This is a genomic window from Actinosynnema sp. NPDC053489 (assembly GCF_044544865.1).
GTDB lineage: Bacteria > Actinomycetota > Actinomycetes > Mycobacteriales > Pseudonocardiaceae > Actinosynnema.
Genome location: NZ_JBITXT010000020.1, coordinates 1 through 17,315, shown reverse-complemented (window position 1 = coordinate 17,315; position 17,315 = coordinate 1). Strand labels below are relative to the sequence as shown.

The following is a 17,315-nucleotide window of genomic DNA, read 5'->3' as shown; positions in this document are numbered from 1 at the left end:
CCATGGTGCACCCGACCACCGACAAAAACCGGTCAGGACGCGTCGCGCAGCTCCCGCACGGCCTCCCGCAGCCGGTCGGGCGTCAGCGCCGCGTACCCGAGCACCAGTCCGGGGAACGTCGGCGTGCGCGCGTACCGGGCGAGCGCCGGCGCGTTCACCCCGCGCCGCGCCAGCCGCTCCTCCAGCGCCACGTCGTCCGTGCCCTCCGGCAGCCGGACGACCACGTGCAGCCCGGCCGCCACCCCGATCGGCTCCCACGCCGGCAGCACGGCCCGCAGCTCGTCCAGCAACGCGTCCCGCCGCGCCCGATACAGCTGGCGCGTGCGGCGCAGGTGCCGGTCGTACCCGCCGGTGCGGAGCAGCCGCGCGAACGCCGCCTGGTGCAGCGTCCCCGTGCCCAGGTCGTCCAACCGCTTGCGGTGCACCACGGCGTCGCGCCACGCCGTCGGCAGCACCAGCCACCCGAGCCGCAACGCGGGCGCGAGCACCTTGCTGGCACTGCCCTGGTACACCACGCGCGTCGGGTCGAGCGCCTGCATCGCGCCGAGCGCGGGCCGGTCGTAGCGGTGCTCGGCGTCGTAGTCGTCCTCCACCACCACCCCGTCGCACGCGCGCGCCCACTCCAGCAGCGCGCGCCGGCGTTCCGGGTGCAGCACGACACCCAGGGGCATCTGGTGCGCCGCCGTGACGACCACCGCGCGGCAGTCCGTTGTGGACAGGACGTCGACGCGGATCCCGTCGTCGTCCACGGGGATCGGTCGGACCCGCAACCCGTGCGACGCCAGCATCTCCGCGGCACCGAAGTGGCTCGGCTCCTCCACGGCGACGTCGCGGTGCCCGGCCGCGTGCAACACCCGGCCCAGCAACGAGATCCCCTCCGCCGCGCCGTTCGTCACGACCACTTCGGACGGTCGCGCCGCCACCGCGCGCACCCGGCCCAGGTAGTCGGCCAGCTCCCGGCGCAACGGGGCGAAACCGGCCGGGTCGGGGTAGCCGAGGTCGTCGGTGGACAGGTCCGCCAGCGCCGTCCTCTGCGCCCGCGCCCACTCCTCGCGCGGGAACGCGCTCAGCGCGGGCACCCCCGGCTTGAGGTCGTAGCGGAACCTCGGCGGCGGCTCCGGTTCGGCGGCGACCGCGCCCGGCCACGTGCAGGCCGCCGTCACGGTGGTGCCCGAGCCGCGCCGCGCGCTGAGGTAGCCCTCGCCGACGAGCTGCGCGTACGCGGAGGTGACCGTGCCGCGGGCGACGCCGAGCTGGGCGGCCAGGTCGCGGCTGGAGGGCAGGCGGGTGCCCGGCGCGAGCCGCCCGTCCCGGACCGCGCGGCGCAGCCCGGACTCCACCGCGCGCCGCCCGTCGAGGTCGGGGAGGAGGAGTTCCCGGAAAGTGGTCCAGTTCGTGGACATCGAAGTGGAGCTTAAGCGTGGACCACCGGTCGCGCAGAGTCCCGGTCATGGGAAACGGGAGAACGGCCGTCGCGGCGGGTGCGCTGTCGTCGGTGATCGTGGGCGCGTCCGTGCCGGTGACCGGCATGCTCCGGGACTACCCGCTGCTCACGGGGCAGGCGATGCGGTACGCGCTGGGCGGGGTGGTGTTGCTCGGGTGGGTCGTGGCGCGGGGCGGCCGGCTGCCCGTGCCGGGGCGGCGGGACTGGTTGCCGCTGGTCGGGCTGGTGGCGACGGGGATGCTCGGGTTCAACGCGTGCGTGCTGTACGCGCAGCGGTACGCCGAGCCGGGGTTCGTGGCGGCGGTGCTGGGGGCGAGCCCGCTGGTGCTGGCGCTGGTCGCGCCGTTGGCGGCGGGGCGGCGGCCGGCCGGTGCGGCGGTGGTGGGCGCGGTGGCCGTGGTCGGCGGGGTGGTGCTGCTGTCCGGGGGTGGGTCGTGGCACGGGCCGGGGCTGCTGCTGGCGTTGCTGACGATGGCGGGTGAGGCGTCGTTCACGCTGTTCGCGGTGGGTGTGGTGCGGCGGTTGGGCGGGGTGGCGGTGGCGACGTGGTGCTGCCTGGTCGCGGCGGTGGCCGGTGCGGCGCTGGGCACCGCGGTCGGCGGGTGGCGGGTGCCGACGGCGCGCGAGGGCGTGGCGCTGGTGGTGCTGGGGATCGTGCTGACGGCGGTGGCGTTCGGGCTGTGGTACTTCGCGGTGGCGCGGCTGGGCGCGGACCGGGCGGGGGTGCTGATCGGGTTGATGCCGGTGGCCGGGCTGGTGGCGTCGGTGGTGTTGGGGGCGCAGGCGTTGACCGGGGTGACGGTGGCCGGTGCGGCCGCCGTGGCGGTCGGGTGCGTGGTCGGGCTGCGGGGGCGGGCGGCCGACGTCGACCGCCCGCCCGTGACCGCTCCCGAGCCGAGCCCGGCGGGCGCCGAGCGTTGAACTCGGGGGTCCTGGACGTAGGACTCTCGGGACCTGGGCGTAGGACTCTCGGGGCCTGGAGGTACGACTCACGAGGTCTGGAGGTACGACTCTCGGGGTTCGGAGGTACGACCCCGGGTCAGTGGGGGTTGGCCATGCGGAGGACGTCGAGGGCGGCGTCCAGGTCCTGCTCGGAGAGCTTCGAGGGGACGTGGCCGCGTTCCAGGACCACCTCGCGGATGGTCTTGCGCTCGCGCAGGGACTGCTTGGCGATGGAAGCGGCCTCCTCGTAGCCCAGGTAGCGGTTGAGGGGGGTCACGATGGACGGCGACGACTCGGCGTACTCGCGCATCCGGTCCACCTGCGGCTCGACGCCCACGAGGACCTTGTCGGCCAGCAGCCGGGCCACGGCGGCCAGCAGGCGGGCGGACTCCAGCACGTTGCGGGCGATCACCGGCAGCATCACGTTCAGCTGGAAGTTGCCCTGCGACCCGGCGAACGCCACCGCCGCGTCGTTGCCGACGACCTGTGCCACGACCATCATCGTGGCCTCGGGGATCACCGGGTTCACCTTGCCCGGCATGATCGACGAGCCCGGCTGGAGGTCCGGCAGCGCCAGCTCGCCCAGCCCGGTGCGCGGGCCCGAGCCCAGCCACCGCAGGTCGTTCGCGATCTTGTAGAGGCCCACGGCGGTGGCCCGCAGCTGGCCGGAGATCTCCACCACGCCGTCCTGCGTGGCCTGCGCCTCGAAGTGGTCGCGCGCCTCGGTCAGCGGCAGCCCGGTCACGGCGGCCAGCTCCGCGGACACCGCCGCGCCGAAGCCCGCCGGCGCGTTCAGGCCGCTGCCCACGGCCGTGCCGCCGATCGGCAGCTCGGCCAGCCGGGGCAGCGACGAGGTCAGCCGCTCGACCCCGTACCGGACCTGCGTGGCCCACGCGCCCGCCTCCTGGCCCAGGGTGATCGGCACGGCGTCCATCAGGTGCGTGCGGCCGGACTTCACCAGGGACGTCCAGTCGGCGGCCCGGGCGTCCAGCACCGACGCCAGGTGCTCCAGGGCCGGGACGACCTCGTGCGCGACCGCCTCCGTGGCCGCGATCCGCAGCGTCGTCGGGAACGTGTCGTTGGACGACTGCGAGGCGTTGACGTGGTCGTTCGGGTGCACCTCGCGGCCCAGTTCGCGCCCGGCGAGGGTGGCGATGACCTCGTTGGCGTTCATGTTCGACGACGTGCCGGAACCGGTCTGGAACACGTCCACCGGGAAGTGCGCGTCGTGCTCGCCCGCCGCCACGGAATCGGCCGCCCGGGCGATGGCCGAGGCCACTTCGGGTTCCAGAACCCCCAGCCGCTCGTTCACGCGGGCGGCGGCGGCCTTGAGCAGGCCGAGCGCGCGGATCTGGGCGCGCTCCAGGCCGCGCCCGGAGATCGGGAAGTTCTCCACCGCGCGCTGCGTCTGCGCACGCCACAGCGCGTCAGCCGGCACCTTGACCTCGCCCATGGTGTCGTGCTCGACGCGGTACTCCTGTTCAGCCATGCCACCGAGTCTGGCCCGGCCGCGCTCACTGGGCACGGTGGCGCTGAACACCTATGGTCGGGGGATGGAGCTTGAGGTCGACCTGCTGATCGTCGGTGCCGGCCCCACGGGGCTGTTCGCGGCGTACTACGCGGGGTTCCGGGACCTGTCGGTCGCGCTGGTCGACGCGCTGCCCGAGGCGGGCGGCCAGATCACCGCGATGTACCCCGAGAAGATGATCTTCGACGTGGCCGGGTTCCCGGCCGTGCGCGGGCGCGAGCTGGTGAGCGCGCTCGTGCGGCAGGCCGACCAGTGGAACCCCACCTACCTGCTGGGCCGCCAGGCCCGCACGCTGTCCGAAGTGGACGGACGGCTGGAGGTCGGGCTCGCCGACGGCGGCCTCGTGCGCGCCGGCGCGGTGCTGATCACCGCCGGCATCGGCGAGTTCCGGCCCCGCCCGCTGCCCGCCGGTGACGGCTGGCTGGACCGGGGCGTGGTGCACTTCGTGCCCAGGCTGAACGCGCACACCGGCCAGGACGTGGTGGTCGTGGGCGGCGGCGACTCCGCGTTCGACTGGGCGCTGGCGCTGCACCCGATCGCCGCCAGCGTCACCCTGGTGCACCGCCGCGCGACGTTCCGGGCGCACCCGCCGACCGTGCGGCAGGTCCGCGAGCTGGGCGTGGAGATCGTCACCGACGCCGAGGTGCTGGCCCTGCGCGGCGAGGACGCCCTCGCCGAGGTGGAGCTGGGCCTCAAGGGCGGCGACCGCAAGGTGCTGCCCGCGCAGACCGTCGTCGCGGCCCTCGGCTTCACCGCCGACCTCGGCCCGATCGAGTCGTGGGGCCTGGAACTCGACCACCGGGCGGTGCTGGTGGACACCACCATGCGCACCGCCCGGGACCGGGTCTACGCGGCGGGCGACGTCGCCCAGTACCCCGGCAAGGTGAAGCTGATCGCCACCGGGTTCGGCGAGGCCGCCACCGCGGTCAACAACATCGCCGTGCTGCTCGACCCCGGGGCACACCTGTTCCCGGGCCACTCGAGCAACGCGGGTTAAGGGACCACCTGCACCTGCTCGCCGGGGAACAGGTTGTCGTAGAACACCAACGACTCCGCGGGACCCAGGTGGACGCAGCCGTGCGACTGCACGTTCGGGTCACCCTCGTGGAACGCGATGCCGTCGGTGGTGAAGTACACCGCGTTCGGCATCGGCCCGTTGTAGGGCACGCTCCAGTCGTCCTTCACCTTGCGCAGCACGGGGTACGTGCCGACCGGGGTCTCGTAGCCCGGTCTCCCGTGGGACACCGGGACGGGGCCGTAGCTGGCGTTCCCGTCGTAGACCAACCACGCCTGGTTGGTGGACAGCTGCACGCACGCGCCGTTCTGGACGGAGCACGGCGTGCCGGTCGCCGCCGAAGCGGGAGTCGCGAGGCCGAAGGTCAGGGCCGCCGCGGCTATCGCCGTTGTGCCGAGCGTCTTCCTCATCGCTATCAACTCCTCGAACCGGGGTTACCCCGGTGGTGTCGTTCGAACACATGGAGTTACGCGACGACCCGAACGCGGTGGACGGCGAAAGGGGACGGGCCGCCCCACCCGGAGGAGGGACGGCCCGTCGCACGCGTGGCGGAACGGCTCACACCGTTCCCGCGTACTGGCTGATCCACGAGCGGAACGCCGGCACGTCCACGTAGATCGACGGCGCGGTGGCGCAGGTGGAGCTGTTGTTGCCGGCGCGGCTGGTGGCGCCGATCAGCTGCCACACGCCGTTCACGGACTTGATCTGCGGGCCGCCCGAGTCGCCGTAGCAGGCGCCCGAGTTGCCGTTCGGGTTGTTGGTGCAGATCTCGTACGCGCCGTAGATGCCCAGGCAGCTGCTGTCGGACACGATCGACGTGTTCAGCTCCTGCAGCGTCGTCGGCGCGCCGCAACCGCCGGCGGGGGCGCAGGTCTGGCCCCAGCCGATGATGCGGGTGGCCGTGCCGACCGCGCCCGACGTCGACGCCACCGCGATCGGCGCCTGGGTGACCGAGGTGGACAGCCGCAGCAGGGCGATGTCGTACGACGGGTGGGTCACGACCTGCGCGCCCGTGGCGACGGTGCCGCCGCTGGTGCGGTTGGTCGTGCCGATCCGGGCCCGGATCGAGGACGCCGAGCGGCCCTGGACGCAGTGCTTGGCCGTGACGACCCAGTTGGCCTTGATCAGCGAACCGCCGCAGAAGTGGCTGCCCGTGGTGCTCTGCAGGGACACCATGAACGAGTAGGTCTGCGTGGCGTTGCCGCCACCCACGATGAACGGGGTGACGCCGTCGGCCGCCGGGGCCGCCGCCGCCCCGGCCGCCGCGGCGAACGCCGCTCCGACCGCCACCGCGAAGGCGGTGAACAGGGTACGAACCTTCATCGCTTCCTCTCCGTCCCCGGCGCAGGGGTGCTCGGGGACGGAACGGAAACTAAGGATGAACGGGGCGTGATCACCACAGCCGATCGGCCGGTAGCACCCGGTTGACAGTTGACCGGGCGCGGCTACGGCAGCGGCGGCAGGGCGTCCTCGGCGCTGGGCGGGATGTCGAAGTCGACCGACGAGTACTCGCGCAGCTTGGTGAGCCGGTGGAAGCCGTCGATCATCCGCACCGTGCCGGACTTCGACCGCATCACGATCGACTGGGTGGTGCAGCCGCCCGCCCGGTAGTGCACGCCGCGCACCAGGTCGCCGTCGGTCACGCCGGTCGCGCAGAAGAACACGTTGTCACCGCGCACCAGGTCGTCGGTCAGCAGCACGCGGTCCAGGTCGTGGCCCGCGTCCAGCGCCTTGTGCCGCTCCTCGTCGTCCTTGGGCCACAGCCTGGCCTGGATCGAGCCGCCCATGCACTTCAGCGCCGCCGCCGCGATGATGCCCTCCGGCGTGCCGCCGATGCCGACGAGCAGGTCGATGCCCGTGTTCGGCCGGGCCGCGGAGATCGCGCCCGCCACGTCGCCGTCGGAGATGAAGTGGATCCGCGCGCCCGCCGCCCGCACCTCGCGCACCAGCGACTCGTGCCGCGGCCGGTCCAGCACGCACACCGTCACGTCCGAGGCGTCGCTGTGCTTGGCCTTGGCCACCCGGCGGATGTTCTCCGCGATCGGCGCGGTGATGTCGATGACGTCCGCCGCCTCCGGCCCGGTGGCGAGCTTCTCCATGTAGAACACGGCGGACGGGTCGAACATCGCGCCCCGCTCGGCCACCGCGAGCACCGCCAGCGCGTTGGGCATGCCCTTGGCCATCAACGTGGTGCCGTCGATCGGGTCGACCGCCACGTCGCACTCGGGGCCGTTGCCGTCGCCGACCTCCTCGCCGTTGAACAGCATGGGCGCCTCGTCCTTCTCGCCCTCGCCGATCACCACCACGCCCCGCATGGACACCGTGCCGATCAGCTTGCGCATGGCGTCCACCGCCGCGCCGTCGCCGCCGTTCTTGTCACCGCGGCCCACCCAGCGCCCGGCGGCCATCGCGGCCGCCTCGGTCACCCGGACGAGCTCCAGCGCGAGGTTGCGGTCTGGCGCCTCGCGGCGGCGCTCGGACGGGGTGCTGGCGTTGACCATGGCGTTCCTCCTGCGATTACCGGCCGGTAGACCAATCCTCGCACGTCGTCACGCCTCGGCCACGTCCTCCTCGGTCACACTGAGTGCTTGATCGATCCGCTCGCGGGCGCCCGCGAGCTGCCGCTCGCAGGTCTTCGCCAGCGCCTCGCCGCGTTCCCACAGCGCCAGCGACTCCTCCAGCGACAGGCCGCCCGCCTCCAGCCTGCGGACCACCTCCACCAACTCGTCCCTGGCCTGCTCGTAGCCCGGCTCGCTCACGTGGACAACTTCCCCAATCGGTTCCGGACGTGCACGACGACGGTCGCCACGGCCTGGTCGTAGCCGATGAACGCCTCGGCGAACTCCGCGCCGTCGCCCTCGCGCACCGCGTCGTCGATGCGGTGCTCGGCGTCGGCGACGCGCCTGCGGTGCACCGAGCCGCGGCCCAGCCACCACCGCAGGCCCGCGTAGCCGCAGGTGGCCTCGGACAGGTCGTGCAACCGGCTGATCAACGCCTGCCTGCCGGACGTGCAGCCGGCCACCAGCGACAGCCAGCAGTCCGCGGCGGCCCGGTCGGCCGACTCGGCGCGGTCGCGCACGGCGACGGCGCCCTCGTCCGCGGAGTCACCCGCGGCGGCCATCGTCAACGGCAGGAACGTGGGCTCACGGGCCGGGTTGGGCACCACTGCCTCCTTCCTCTGCCTGGTCGGGGTCCGCGGCGGCGACGACCGCGTGCACGGCGCCGTCGGCCACGCGCACCCTCAGCCGGGCGCCCGCGGGGGCCTGGGCGGTCGACCGGAGCACCCCGTCGACCCCGTCGGCGGTGACCAGCTGGACCACCGCGTAGCCCCGCGCCAGCGTGGCGGCAGGCCCGAGGGTCGTCAAGCGCGCCGTGGTGGCGGTCAGTCCCGCGGTCTCCGAGTCGAGGCGGTTGCGCACCGCCCGCCGGGCGCGCTCGCGCAGCCGGTCCACGTCCTCCGCGCGCCGGTCCAGCGGCCCGTGCGGGTCGGCGAGGGCCGGGCGGGTGCGCAGCGCGGCGAGCAGCTCGCGCTCGCGGTCCACCCAGCCGTGCAGGGCCCGGCGGCTGCGGTCGCGCAGCTGCCGGATCCGCTGGGCCTCCTCCGCCACGTCGGGCACCACGCGCTTGCCCGCGTCGGTGGGCGTCGAGCACCGCACGTCCGCCACGTGGTCGACCAGCGGGGTGTCCGGCTCGTGCCCGATCGCCGACAGCACCGGCGTGCGGCACTGCGCCACCGCCCGGCACAGCGCCTCGTCGGAGAACGGCAGCAGGTCCTCCACGCTGCCGCCGCCGCGGGCGAGCACGATGACGTCCACTTCGGAGTCGCGGTCCAGGGTGGACAGCGCCGTGAGGATCTGCGGCACGGCCAGCGCGCCCTGCACGGCCACGTTGACGACCCGGAACCGGGCGCCGGGCCAGCGGGCGTGCGCGTTGGTCAGCACGTCCCGCTCGGCGGCGGACGCGCGTCCCGTGATGAGGCCGATCTTGTTCGGCAGGAACGGCGGCTTGCGCTTGCGCCTCGGGTCGAACAGGCCCTCGGCGTCGAGCAGCTTGCGCAGCCGCTCGACGCGCGCCAGCAGCTCGCCGATGCCGACCTGCCGGATCTCGTCCACGCGCAGGCTGAGCGTGCCCCGGTTGGGGAAGAAGTTGGGCTTGCCGTGCACGACGACCCGGCTGCCCTCGCTCAGCGCCAGTTCCCGCACCAGCCCCACCGGCGCGGTGAGCTGCATCGACATGTCCACCGACGGGTCGCGCAGGGTGAGGAACGCCGTGGCCGTGCCCGGGCGGGCGCTGAGCTGGGTGACCTGGCCCTCGACCCAGACGTCGCCGAGCCGGTTGATCCAGTCGAAGATCTTGCGCGCGACCGTCCGCACCGGCCACGGGTTCTCGGGGCTGGACCGCTCGGCGCCCGACCGCTCGGGGCCGGACTTCTCGGGGCCGGTCCTCTCAGGGCCGGACCTCCCTGGGCCGGTCTCCCCGGTGCTCGTCTCCCGGGTGCTCACTGGTTCCCGAGGTTCGCGATGCGGCGGGTCAGCATGCCGGTGAACTCGGGCCGGGCCGCGTGCGCGCGCTCGTACGCCAGCAGCTCCTCCAGGTCCTCCGCCGACAACGCCCGCAGGCGTGCCCTGAGCTGCGCCAACGACAGCTCGTCGTAGGTGGGCAGCGCGGCGGGGGGCCCGGCGGCCAGCGCCTGCTCCTCCTCCGCCCACGGGTCCTCCGCCGGCGCCGACCGGTCCCCCGGCTCGTCCTCGTCGAACGTCGCCCACTCCGGCTCCTGCTCCGCGGGGCGCAGCACCGACAGCGCGTCGTCACCCTTGATTGCGAGTTCGGTCACCCGCTGCTGCACGCGCATGGACAGCTGCAGCGCCTCACTGACCACGGTGACCGGGAGGCCCGCGAGTTGCCTCGGGAGCTTCCGGACCTGCTCGACGGCGGTGACCGCCAGTCCCGCGGCGAGGCGGACGGTCAGGGGCAGTGGCTTCATGCCGTACAGCCTGCCGCAGTCGGCCCTCCGATGCCTACACGCGGCACGCCGTACCCTGGTGGCCATGGACAAGCGAGTGCTCCTGGCCAAGCCGCGTGGCTACTGCGCCGGCGTGGACCGTGCCGTGGTGACCGTGGAGAAGGCGCTGGAGCAGTACGGCGCGCCGGTCTACGTGCGCAAGGAGATCGTCCACAACAAGCACGTCGTGGAGACGCTGTCCCGGCGTGGCGCGATCTTCGTGGACGAGACCGACGAGGTGCCCGAGGGCGCGCTCGTCGTGTTCTCGGCGCACGGCGTGTCGCCCGCCGTGCACGAGGAGGCCGCCCAGCGGCGGCTGCGCACGATCGACGCGACCTGCCCGCTGGTGACGAAGGTCCACAACGAGGCCAAGCGGTTCGCCCGCGACGACTACGACATCCTCCTCATCGGCCACGAGGGCCACGAGGAGGTCGAGGGCACCTACGGCGAGGCGCCGTCGCACATCCAGCTCGTGGACACCGCCGAGGACGTCGACAAGGTCGTGGTGCGCGATCCGTCCAAGGTGGTCTGGCTGTCGCAGACCACCCTGTCGGTGGACGAGACGATGGTGCGCGTGCGGCAGCTCCAGGAGCGGTTCCCCGACCTCCAGGAGCCGCCGTCGGACGACATCTGCTACGCCACGTCCAACCGGCAGACCGCGGTGAAGACGATGGCACCGGAGTGCGACCTAGTGCTCGTGGTCGGGTCGAAGAACTCCTCGAACTCGGTGCGGCTGGTCGAGGTGGCGTTGCAGGCGGGCGCGCGGGCCGCGCACCTGGTCGACTACGCCCGCGAGGTGGACGAGGCGTGGCTGGAGGGCGTGACGACGGTCGGCGTGACGTCGGGCGCGTCGGTGCCGGACATCCTGGTGATGGAGCTGCTGGGGTGGCTGGCCGAGCGGGGCTACGGCGAGGTCCAGGAGATCACCACGGCCAACGAGAAGATCGCCTTCGCCCTGCCGCGCGAGCTGCGCAAGGACCTGGTCCGCTGACGCGCGCCGACCGGGGTGGCCGGACCGGTCACCCCGATCGGCCCGGCGCCGGTCAGCCCCGGTCGTAGCGGTGGTCCGGCGGGGCGGGCGGCCACGCCACCCCCGGGTCCTTGTACCAGATCGGGTCGCAGTCGTCCTGCTCCCCGCACGCCCTGGCGCGGTCGCGCCACCCCGCCATCGCGAGCAGCCCGGCCTTGTCGCCGCGCCACAGCACGTCGTTCCAACTCGACACCTGGTCCACGGTCCGCGGGCCCATGAGCGGGGTCTCGCCGTGGAACGCGGAGTTGTAGTGGTTCAGGCCCAGGTGGTGCGCCAGTTCGTGCATGACCTTCAGGCCGATCTGGTAGCAGGCCTGGCGGTCGCCGTCGAGGGCGCCCTCGGCCAGGTCACCCCAGGTCGGGTGATGGGCGAAGCTGATGTTGCCGCCCCCCAGGTAGAGGCCGCGCCGGTCGAGGACCGTGGCGGGGTAGGCGATGCCGATGACGCCGGTCAGGTTCGGGTCGAACGTGATGCTGATTTCCGGCGTCGGGTGGGTGGCGGTCAGGTAGTCCTGGCGGTCGTAACCGGCGTATTCCAAGCGACCGCCGACCCATTTGTTGGTTTCCAGGACGATGGTGGACATGACGTCGTCGACGCCTGCCAGCCACCGGTCCTCCTCGGCCAGGCGCGGGTCGTTCTCCGGCAGGCCGCGGCGGTTGCGGTAGAGCTTGACCGGATAGCGGTCGAGCAGTTCGTAGTAGGCCGGATTCGCCAGGCCCCGGTACTGGGTGAGGTTGAACCCGTAGGCGTTGCGGAGCGTCCCCGCGTCGCCCGCATAGGGGTCGACCGGCATCTTGTCCGGTTGGTAGGGCGTTCGGCCGAGGCCCGGGTCGAACGGCGGGGCGGCGGCGGAGGCCGGTGTGGCGACGACCGCCGCGGCCACCGCGGCGACGAGGGCGGCCACGCCGAGGCGCGCCCGCCCGGTGCTCATGCGCATGATTTCCTCCGATCACGGTCGCACGTGCGGAAAACGTGCGTGAATGGGCGGAAAACCGGCTCGGGCGTCGCGGCGGAGGTCGTGCCGCCCGGTCACCCCGCCTTTCGGGCGGGTTCTCCGGGGCGTTAGCGTGCGATCGGGTGGGAAATTCCGATTCCACCTCGGCCGGCGTCACGCGCCGCCGCCGGGATCGTCCCACGGCGGTACGACACTCCGCCCTTCCCGCACCGGTGAGCTGCGCCGACGGCGAACCGTGTTGGCGCGGGCGTGAAGTTCGCGTTTGCTGGGACGATGAGCACCGTGCTGATCGGGGTGGAGAACGTGGCCACCCCCAAGTGGGCCCGCCGCCGCGGTGAGACCTCCGTGAGCCTGGGCAAGGCCCTCAAGAGCCTGCCGTCGGCGGTCGCGATGGTGGTCCGGCTCGCCTGGCGCACGTCGCCCCGCCTCACCCTGCTGGCGGGCGCGGTGCACGTGCTGGCCGGCTGCGTCACGGCGTTCGGCCTGCTCGCCACGGCCGACGTGTTCTCCGCGCTGCTGCGCGAGGGCCCCACGCCCCAGCGGGTGGTCGAGGCGCTGCCCGCGCTGGCGGTCGTGGTCGGGTCGCTGGTGGTCCGCGCGCTGCTGGACACGGCGGTCGCGGCGGTGGAGAGCTCGCTGCGCCCCCGCGTCACCCGCGAGGCCAACGACGAGGTGACGGCGGTGCTCGCGCGCGCCCAGCTCCTCGCCTTCGAGGACGCCGACTTCCGGGAGCTGGCCCGCCAGGGCGGCCGGCGCGGCGTCCGCTCGCTGGAGAGCAGCCTGCGCTACCTCGCCGACCTGCTGTCCGGCGGCATCTCGCTGGTCGCGGCGGTGGTGACGGTCGGGCTGCTGCACCCGTGGCTCGCGCCCACGCTGCTGCTCGCCGCGTTCGCCAACGCCTGGGCGTCGGCGCGGGCGTCCAAGCTGCGCTACGAGCACTTCCTCGACTCGGTGACCCGCAACACCCGCAAGGGCGTGGTGGAGGAGGTCGCCACCGACCGCGACTTCGCGCTGGAGCGGCACGCGCTGACGTTGCAGGAACGCCTGCTCGCCGAGCACCGGCGCATCGCGGAGAGCCTGATGGCCGACGAGATCCGGATGGCCCACCGCACGAACCTGGTGCGGCTGACCGGGCGCGGCCTGGCGGGCCTGGGCACCGCGCTCGCCTACGTCGCGCTCGGCGTGCTGCTGCAGACCGGCGGCATGGAGCTGGCCCTGGCGGGCACGGCGGTGCTGGCCATGCGCACCGGCTTCTCGTCGCTGGCGTCCACCACCCGCGCGGTCAACTCGCTGTACGAGGACTCGTTCTACATCGACTTCTACCGCAAGCTGCTGGCCGAGGGCGCGGAGCGGGCGCAGGGCAGCACGCCCGTCGTCGCGCCCGCCGACCCGGAGCGGATCACGCTGACCAACGTGTCGTTCACCTACCCGGGGGCGCCCAAGCCCGCGCTGCGGGACGTGGACCTGACCGTGACCAGGGGCGAGGTCGTCGCGCTCGTCGGCGAGAACGGCTCGGGCAAGACGACCCTGGGCAAGGTGCTGACCGGCCTGTACCCGGCGTCGGCGGGCACCGTCGCGTGGGACGGGGTGGACCTGGCCGAGGCCGACCCGGGCTCGGTGCACTCGTCCATCGCGGTGATCGCGCAGAACCCCGCGCAGTGGCCGATGACCGCGCGGCTCAACGTGGCGGTCGGGCGGCTGGACCGCGACGACGAGGAGGCGTGGCGGGAGGCGGTGGCGAAGTCCGGCGCGGACGAGGTGCTGGCCACCCTGCCCGCCGGCCCGGACACCGTGCTGTCGCGCCAGTTCACCGACGGGCAGGACCTGTCCGGCGGGCAGTGGCAGCGGATGGGCATCGCGCGCGGCATGTACCGGGACGCGGCGGTGCTGGTGGCCGACGAGCCGACGGCCGCGCTGGACGCCAAGGCCGAGGCGCGGGTGTTCGAGGGCCTGCGGGAGGCGACCGCGCGGCGCACCACGATCCTGGTGACGCACCGGCTGGCGAACATCCGCAACGCCGACCGGATCGTCGTGCTCGACCAGGGCCGGATCATCGAGCAGGGCACGCACGAGCAGCTCATGGCCCGGCGCGGGCACTACTTCGAGCTGTTCGAGCTCCAGGCGGCGGCGTACCGGGGCGGCCTGCTGGCCTCGTGAGGCGGACCACGACCGGGCGACGGGTGGAGGGTGCCGCCCGGCGCCCGTCGCCCGGTCGTGGAATCTGCGTCGCGGCGGTGACGCGCGCGGTGGGGCCGCGGCTGTGACCCACCCCCAATCGAGGTCACAGCCGGTGACCCGCGTGCCCGAGCCTGGGGCACGCCGGTACACCGCCGGTACACCGCGGGTCCACCGGCCGGGGTCGGCGGCGGCACGCCCGCTGCGCTACCTTCGGGACCGCCTCGGCCGTGGGGACGGTCGCGGCACTGGGGAGTGTGCCGAGTGCTGTTCCGGGTCCTGGGCGCGGTCGACGTGGTGAGGTCCGACGGAACGCGGGCGCCCGTCGTCGCCCGGAAGCCGCGCGTGCTGCTGGCCACGCTGCTGCTGCACGCCGGCGAGTGGGTGAGCGTCGAGCGGCTGGTCGAGGCGCTGTGGCCGGAGGGCGCGCCGCCGTCGGCGGAGCAGAACACCAAGACCTACGTGTGGAAGCTGCGCCGGCTGCTGGCCGGCGACCCCTCGGCGGGCCACCGGATCGACGGCGGCCGCGGCGGCTACCGGGTCCTGGCGGCCGACGACGAGCTGGACGCGCGGCGGTTCGAGGCCCTGGTCCGCGCGGGGCGGCGGCACGCGGGCACGGGCCTGCACCGGCAGGCCGCGGCGGCGTTCGCGGGCGCGCTGGAGCTGTGGCGCGGCGACCCGTTCGGCGACCTGGTCGGGCCGGACGCCGACACCGCCCGCACCGGGCTGGCCGAGCGCAGGCTGACCGCGCTGGAGGGGCACGCCTCGGCGCTGTCGGCCCTGGGCGCGCACGAGGAGGCCGTGGTCGCGCTCACCGAGCTGGTCGCGCGGCACCCGTTCCGGGAGGGGGCGCGCGGTGCGCTCATGACCGCGCTGTACCGGGCGGGCCGCCAGGCCGAGGCGCTCGACGTCTACGACGAGGGCCGCGCCCTGCTGGACCGGGAGCTGGGCGTGCGGCCGGGGGAGGAGCTGCGCCGGCTGCACCTGGACATCCTCAACCAGGACGCGGCCCTCGTGGCCGACCGGGACGCGGGCCCGCCCGCCCGGGTGCACCCCGCGCAGGTGCCGGCCGCCGTCGTCGGGTTCACCGGGCGGGCGGAGCACCTGCGGCGGCTGGACCGGCTGCTGGCGCGCGCCGACGACCGGCAGCCGCCCCCGATCGCGGTGATCACCGGCACCGGCGGCGTCGGCAAGACCGCGCTGGCCGTGCACTGGGCGCACCGCGTGCGGGACCGGTTCCCGGACGGCCAGCTCTACGTCAACCTGCGCGGTTACGACCCGGAGCTGCCGGTCGGGCCGGGCGACGCGCTGGCGGGCTTCCTGCGCGCGCTGGGCGTCGACTCGCGCGACATCCCGCAGGACGTCGACGAGCGGTCGGCCGCGTTCCGGTCCCTGCTGGCCGGCAGGCGGGTGCTCGTGGTGCTCGACAACGCCCGCACGGCCGCGCAGGTCCGGCCGCTGCTGCCCGGCTCGCCGGGCTGCCTGGTGCTGGTCACCAGCCGCGACTCGATGCGCGGGCTGATCGCGAAGGACGGCGCGACCCGGGTGGGGCTCGACCTGCTGCCCGCCGGGGAGGCGCACGCCCTGCTGCGCGCGTTGATCGGCGACCGGGCGGCGGCGGAACCGGACGCCGTGGCCGCCCTGGCGGAGCTGTGCGCGCGGCTGCCGCTGGCCCTGCGGCTGGCCGCCGAGCTGGCTGGCGGCCGGCCCGCGGCGACCCTGGCCGACCTCGGCGGCGAGCTGACCCGGGAGCAGGACCGGCTCGACCGGCTGGACGACGACGCCGACCCGCACGCGGCGCTGCGGTCGGCGTTCTCGTGGTCCTACCGGCAGCTCGCGCCGCCGGTCGCGCGGGTGTTCCGGCTGCTGGGCGCGCACCCGTGCCACGACCTGGGCGTCGCCGCGATCGCGGCGCTGACCGGCTCGGACGGGGCGACGGCCCGGCGGCACGTCGACGCCCTGGCGCAGGCGCACCTCGTGGAGCGCACGGCCGACGGCCGGTTCCAGATGCACGACCTGCTGCGCGCCTACGCCCGCGGCCTGGCCGTCGAGGTGGACGACGAGGCGGAGCGCACCGCGGCCCTGTGCGCCCTCGCGGAGCACTACGTGCGCGAGGCGGCCGTCGCGATGGCCCTGTTCGACCCGGTCGACCAGGCCGCGCCGTGCCCGGTGCCCGGCTCGGCGGGCCCGGCCACGCGGGCGGAGGCGGTGGCGTGGCTGGAGGCCGAGCGGGCGAACCTCCTCGCGGTCGCCGAGCACGCGGCGGCGCACGGCGAGGCCGAGCACGCCGAACGGCTGGCGGGCACGCTGTGGCGCTACTTCCACGTCCGCGGCCACCACGACGAGTCCCTGGCCCTGCACACGCACGCCCTGGTGGCGGGCCGCCGTCGCGCGGACCGCGTGGCGGAGGGGGTCGCGCTGACCGGGTTCGGCGTGGCGTGCGAGCGGCTGGGGCGCTACGAGGAGGCGTTGCGGCACCACGAGCAGGCGGTCGCCGTCGGCCGGGAGACCGGCGACGTCAGCTTCACCGGCCGGGCCCTGAAGAACCTGGGCGTCGTGCTGCGCCGCCTCGGGCGGCACGAGGAGTCGGAGCGGGCGTTCCACGAGGCGCTGGGCATCGCCCGGGCCATCGGGAACCGGCGCGGCGAGTCGGGCGTGCTGTGCAGCCTGGCGCTGGTGCACGAGGACGCGGGGCGGTACGAGGAGGCGCTGCGGCACATGGAGCTGGCGGTGGAGGCCGTGCCGGACGTCGACAACGACCACGCGCTGGTCGACCACCTGCAGGCCAACCTCGGCCTGGTCCACCTGCGGCTCGGCCGGTGGGAGGTCGCGGGCAAGCACCTCGCCGAGGCCCTGGCGGGCGCGCGGGCCACCGGCAACCGGGACCTGGAGTCGGAGGTGCTGGACACGCTGGGGGAGCTGGCGACCGCGTGCGGCGACCCCCGCCGCGCCGTCGAGCACCACCACGAGGCGTTGGCGCTGACCCGCCGCACCGGGGACCGGCACGAGGAGTCCCGCGCCCACCGCGGCCTGGCCCGCGCCTACGAGGCGTGGGGCAGGCCCGACGACGCCCGCCGGCACCGGCTGTCGGCGACGCGCCGCGAGCCCGGCGGGTGAGGCGGGGCGGGGACTAGGCAGTGTCCTGTAATTCGTCATCGCAGCCATAAGACGATGGCGGCGATGGTGAGTTCGGCCTGGTAGTAGGCGGCTCGTTTGGCGTAGCG

The 17,315-nt window shown here is 74.3% G+C and carries 15 protein-coding genes; 5 read left to right on the top strand and 10 right to left on the bottom strand.

Going from position 1 to position 17,315, the window contains the following annotated elements; genetic code table 11:
* Window positions 1–32 precede the first annotated feature (32 nt).
* Window positions 33–1,403, bottom strand: a complete 1,371-nt coding sequence (locus tag ACIGNX_RS32040; RefSeq protein ID WP_396544820.1) for a PLP-dependent aminotransferase family protein — start codon at window positions 1,401–1,403, stop codon at window positions 33–35.
* Between the two features lie 47 nt (window positions 1,404–1,450).
* Between ACIGNX_RS32040 and ACIGNX_RS32035 the strand changes: the two genes are divergently transcribed.
* On the top strand, window positions 1,451–2,365 hold the full coding sequence (locus tag ACIGNX_RS32035) for a DMT family transporter (protein WP_396544818.1): 915 nt from the start codon (window positions 1,451–1,453) through the stop codon (window positions 2,363–2,365).
* A 118-nt stretch (window positions 2,366–2,483) separates the two neighbouring features.
* On the opposite strand, the gene ACIGNX_RS32030 is transcribed toward ACIGNX_RS32035, so the two are convergent.
* Window positions 2,484–3,875 carry a class II fumarate hydratase gene (locus ACIGNX_RS32030; RefSeq protein ID WP_396544816.1) on the bottom strand — a complete coding sequence of 464 codons (1,392 nt, stop codon included), beginning with the start codon at window positions 3,873–3,875 and terminating at the stop codon, window positions 2,484–2,486.
* 64 nt (window positions 3,876–3,939) lie between these two features.
* Here ACIGNX_RS32030 and ACIGNX_RS32025 point away from each other — a divergent pair, with 64 nt between their 5' ends.
* On the top strand, window positions 3,940–4,911 hold the full coding sequence (locus tag ACIGNX_RS32025; RefSeq protein ID WP_396544814.1) for an NAD(P)/FAD-dependent oxidoreductase: 972 nt from the start codon (window positions 3,940–3,942) through the stop codon (window positions 4,909–4,911).
* Here ACIGNX_RS32025 and ACIGNX_RS32020 read toward each other — a convergent pair.
* The 7 genes from ACIGNX_RS32020 to ACIGNX_RS31990 form a co-directional block, all read right to left on the bottom strand.
* Window positions 4,908–5,339, bottom strand: a complete 432-nt coding sequence (locus ACIGNX_RS32020) for a L,D-transpeptidase (protein ID WP_396544813.1) — start codon at window positions 5,337–5,339, stop codon at window positions 4,908–4,910. The genes ACIGNX_RS32025 and ACIGNX_RS32020 overlap by 4 nt on opposite strands.
* Before the next feature lie 148 nt (window positions 5,340–5,487).
* Window positions 5,488–6,252 carry a S1 family peptidase gene (locus tag ACIGNX_RS32015; RefSeq protein WP_396544811.1) on the bottom strand — a complete coding sequence of 255 codons (765 nt, stop codon included), beginning with the start codon at window positions 6,250–6,252 and terminating at the stop codon, window positions 5,488–5,490.
* A gap of 122 nt (window positions 6,253–6,374) precedes the next feature.
* Window positions 6,375–7,430, bottom strand: a complete 1,056-nt coding sequence (glpX, locus tag ACIGNX_RS32010; protein ID WP_396544809.1) for a class II fructose-bisphosphatase — start codon at window positions 7,428–7,430, stop codon at window positions 6,375–6,377.
* A gap of 48 nt (window positions 7,431–7,478) precedes the next feature.
* On the bottom strand, window positions 7,479–7,688 hold the full coding sequence (locus ACIGNX_RS32005; protein WP_053719410.1) for an exodeoxyribonuclease VII small subunit: 210 nt from the start codon (window positions 7,686–7,688) through the stop codon (window positions 7,479–7,481).
* Complete coding sequence (locus ACIGNX_RS32000) at window positions 7,685–8,092, bottom strand: sugar ABC transporter substrate-binding protein (protein ID WP_396544807.1); 408 nt, start codon at window positions 8,090–8,092, stop codon at window positions 7,685–7,687. The genes ACIGNX_RS32005 and ACIGNX_RS32000 overlap by 4 nt, the downstream gene beginning before the upstream one ends.
* Window positions 8,073–9,302 carry an exodeoxyribonuclease VII large subunit gene (gene xseA, locus ACIGNX_RS31995; protein ID WP_396544805.1) on the bottom strand — a complete coding sequence of 410 codons (1,230 nt, stop codon included), beginning with the start codon at window positions 9,300–9,302 and terminating at the stop codon, window positions 8,073–8,075. The genes ACIGNX_RS32000 and xseA overlap by 20 nt, the downstream gene beginning before the upstream one ends.
* Window positions 9,303–9,427: 125 nt before the next feature.
* A complete protein-coding gene (locus ACIGNX_RS31990; protein ID WP_396544803.1) occupies window positions 9,428–9,913 on the bottom strand; it encodes a lipid droplet-associated protein in 486 nt (161 codons plus the stop codon).
* A 64-nt stretch (window positions 9,914–9,977) separates the two neighbouring features.
* Between ACIGNX_RS31990 and ACIGNX_RS31985 the strand changes: the two genes are divergently transcribed.
* Window positions 9,978–10,922, top strand: coding sequence for a 4-hydroxy-3-methylbut-2-enyl diphosphate reductase (locus ACIGNX_RS31985; RefSeq protein ID WP_396544802.1), 945 nt, complete (start codon window positions 9,978–9,980; stop codon window positions 10,920–10,922).
* A gap of 52 nt (window positions 10,923–10,974) precedes the next feature.
* Here ACIGNX_RS31985 and ACIGNX_RS31980 read toward each other — a convergent pair whose 3' ends face one another.
* Window positions 10,975–11,892, bottom strand: a complete 918-nt coding sequence (locus ACIGNX_RS31980) for a hypothetical protein (RefSeq protein WP_396544800.1) — start codon at window positions 11,890–11,892, stop codon at window positions 10,975–10,977.
* A 297-nt stretch (window positions 11,893–12,189) separates the two neighbouring features.
* On the opposite strand from ACIGNX_RS31980, the gene ACIGNX_RS31975 reads away from it, so the two are divergent.
* Window positions 12,190–14,073: an ABC transporter ATP-binding protein gene (locus ACIGNX_RS31975; protein ID WP_396544798.1), complete on the top strand. Its 1,884-nt coding sequence runs from the start codon at window positions 12,190–12,192 to the stop codon at window positions 14,071–14,073.
* Window positions 14,074–14,355: 282 nt separating this feature from the next.
* A complete protein-coding gene (locus ACIGNX_RS31970; protein WP_396544797.1) occupies window positions 14,356–17,208 on the top strand; it encodes a BTAD domain-containing putative transcriptional regulator in 2,853 nt (950 codons plus the stop codon).
* The last annotated feature ends 107 nt before the right edge of the window (window positions 17,209–17,315 follow it).

Excerpts from the sequence above, each read along its gene's own strand:
- ACIGNX_RS31980 (WP_396544800.1), bottom strand. The coding sequence starts at position 11,892 with ATGAGCACCGGGCGGGCGCGCCTCGGCGTGGCCGCCCTCGTCGCCGCG.
- ACIGNX_RS32035 (WP_396544818.1), top strand. The coding sequence starts at position 1,451 with ATGGGAAACGGGAGAACGGCCGTCGCGGCGGGTGCGCTGTCGTCGGTG.
- ACIGNX_RS31985 (WP_396544802.1), top strand. The coding sequence starts at position 9,978 with ATGGACAAGCGAGTGCTCCTGGCCAAGCCGCGTGGCTACTGCGCCGGC.
- glpX (WP_396544809.1), bottom strand. The coding sequence starts at position 7,430 with ATGGTCAACGCCAGCACCCCGTCCGAGCGCCGCCGCGAGGCGCCAGAC.
- ACIGNX_RS32030 (WP_396544816.1), bottom strand. The coding sequence starts at position 3,875 with ATGGCTGAACAGGAGTACCGCGTCGAGCACGACACCATGGGCGAGGTC.
- ACIGNX_RS31975 (WP_396544798.1), top strand. The coding sequence starts at position 12,190 with ATGAGCACCGTGCTGATCGGGGTGGAGAACGTGGCCACCCCCAAGTGG.
- ACIGNX_RS31990 (WP_396544803.1), bottom strand. The coding sequence starts at position 9,913 with ATGAAGCCACTGCCCCTGACCGTCCGCCTCGCCGCGGGACTGGCGGTC.
- ACIGNX_RS32015 (WP_396544811.1), bottom strand. The coding sequence starts at position 6,252 with ATGAAGGTTCGTACCCTGTTCACCGCCTTCGCGGTGGCGGTCGGAGCG.
- ACIGNX_RS32025 (WP_396544814.1), top strand. The coding sequence starts at position 3,940 with ATGGAGCTTGAGGTCGACCTGCTGATCGTCGGTGCCGGCCCCACGGGG.
- ACIGNX_RS32040 (WP_396544820.1), bottom strand. The coding sequence starts at position 1,403 with ATGTCCACGAACTGGACCACTTTCCGGGAACTCCTCCTCCCCGACCTC.
- ACIGNX_RS32020 (WP_396544813.1), bottom strand. The coding sequence starts at position 5,339 with ATGAGGAAGACGCTCGGCACAACGGCGATAGCCGCGGCGGCCCTGACC.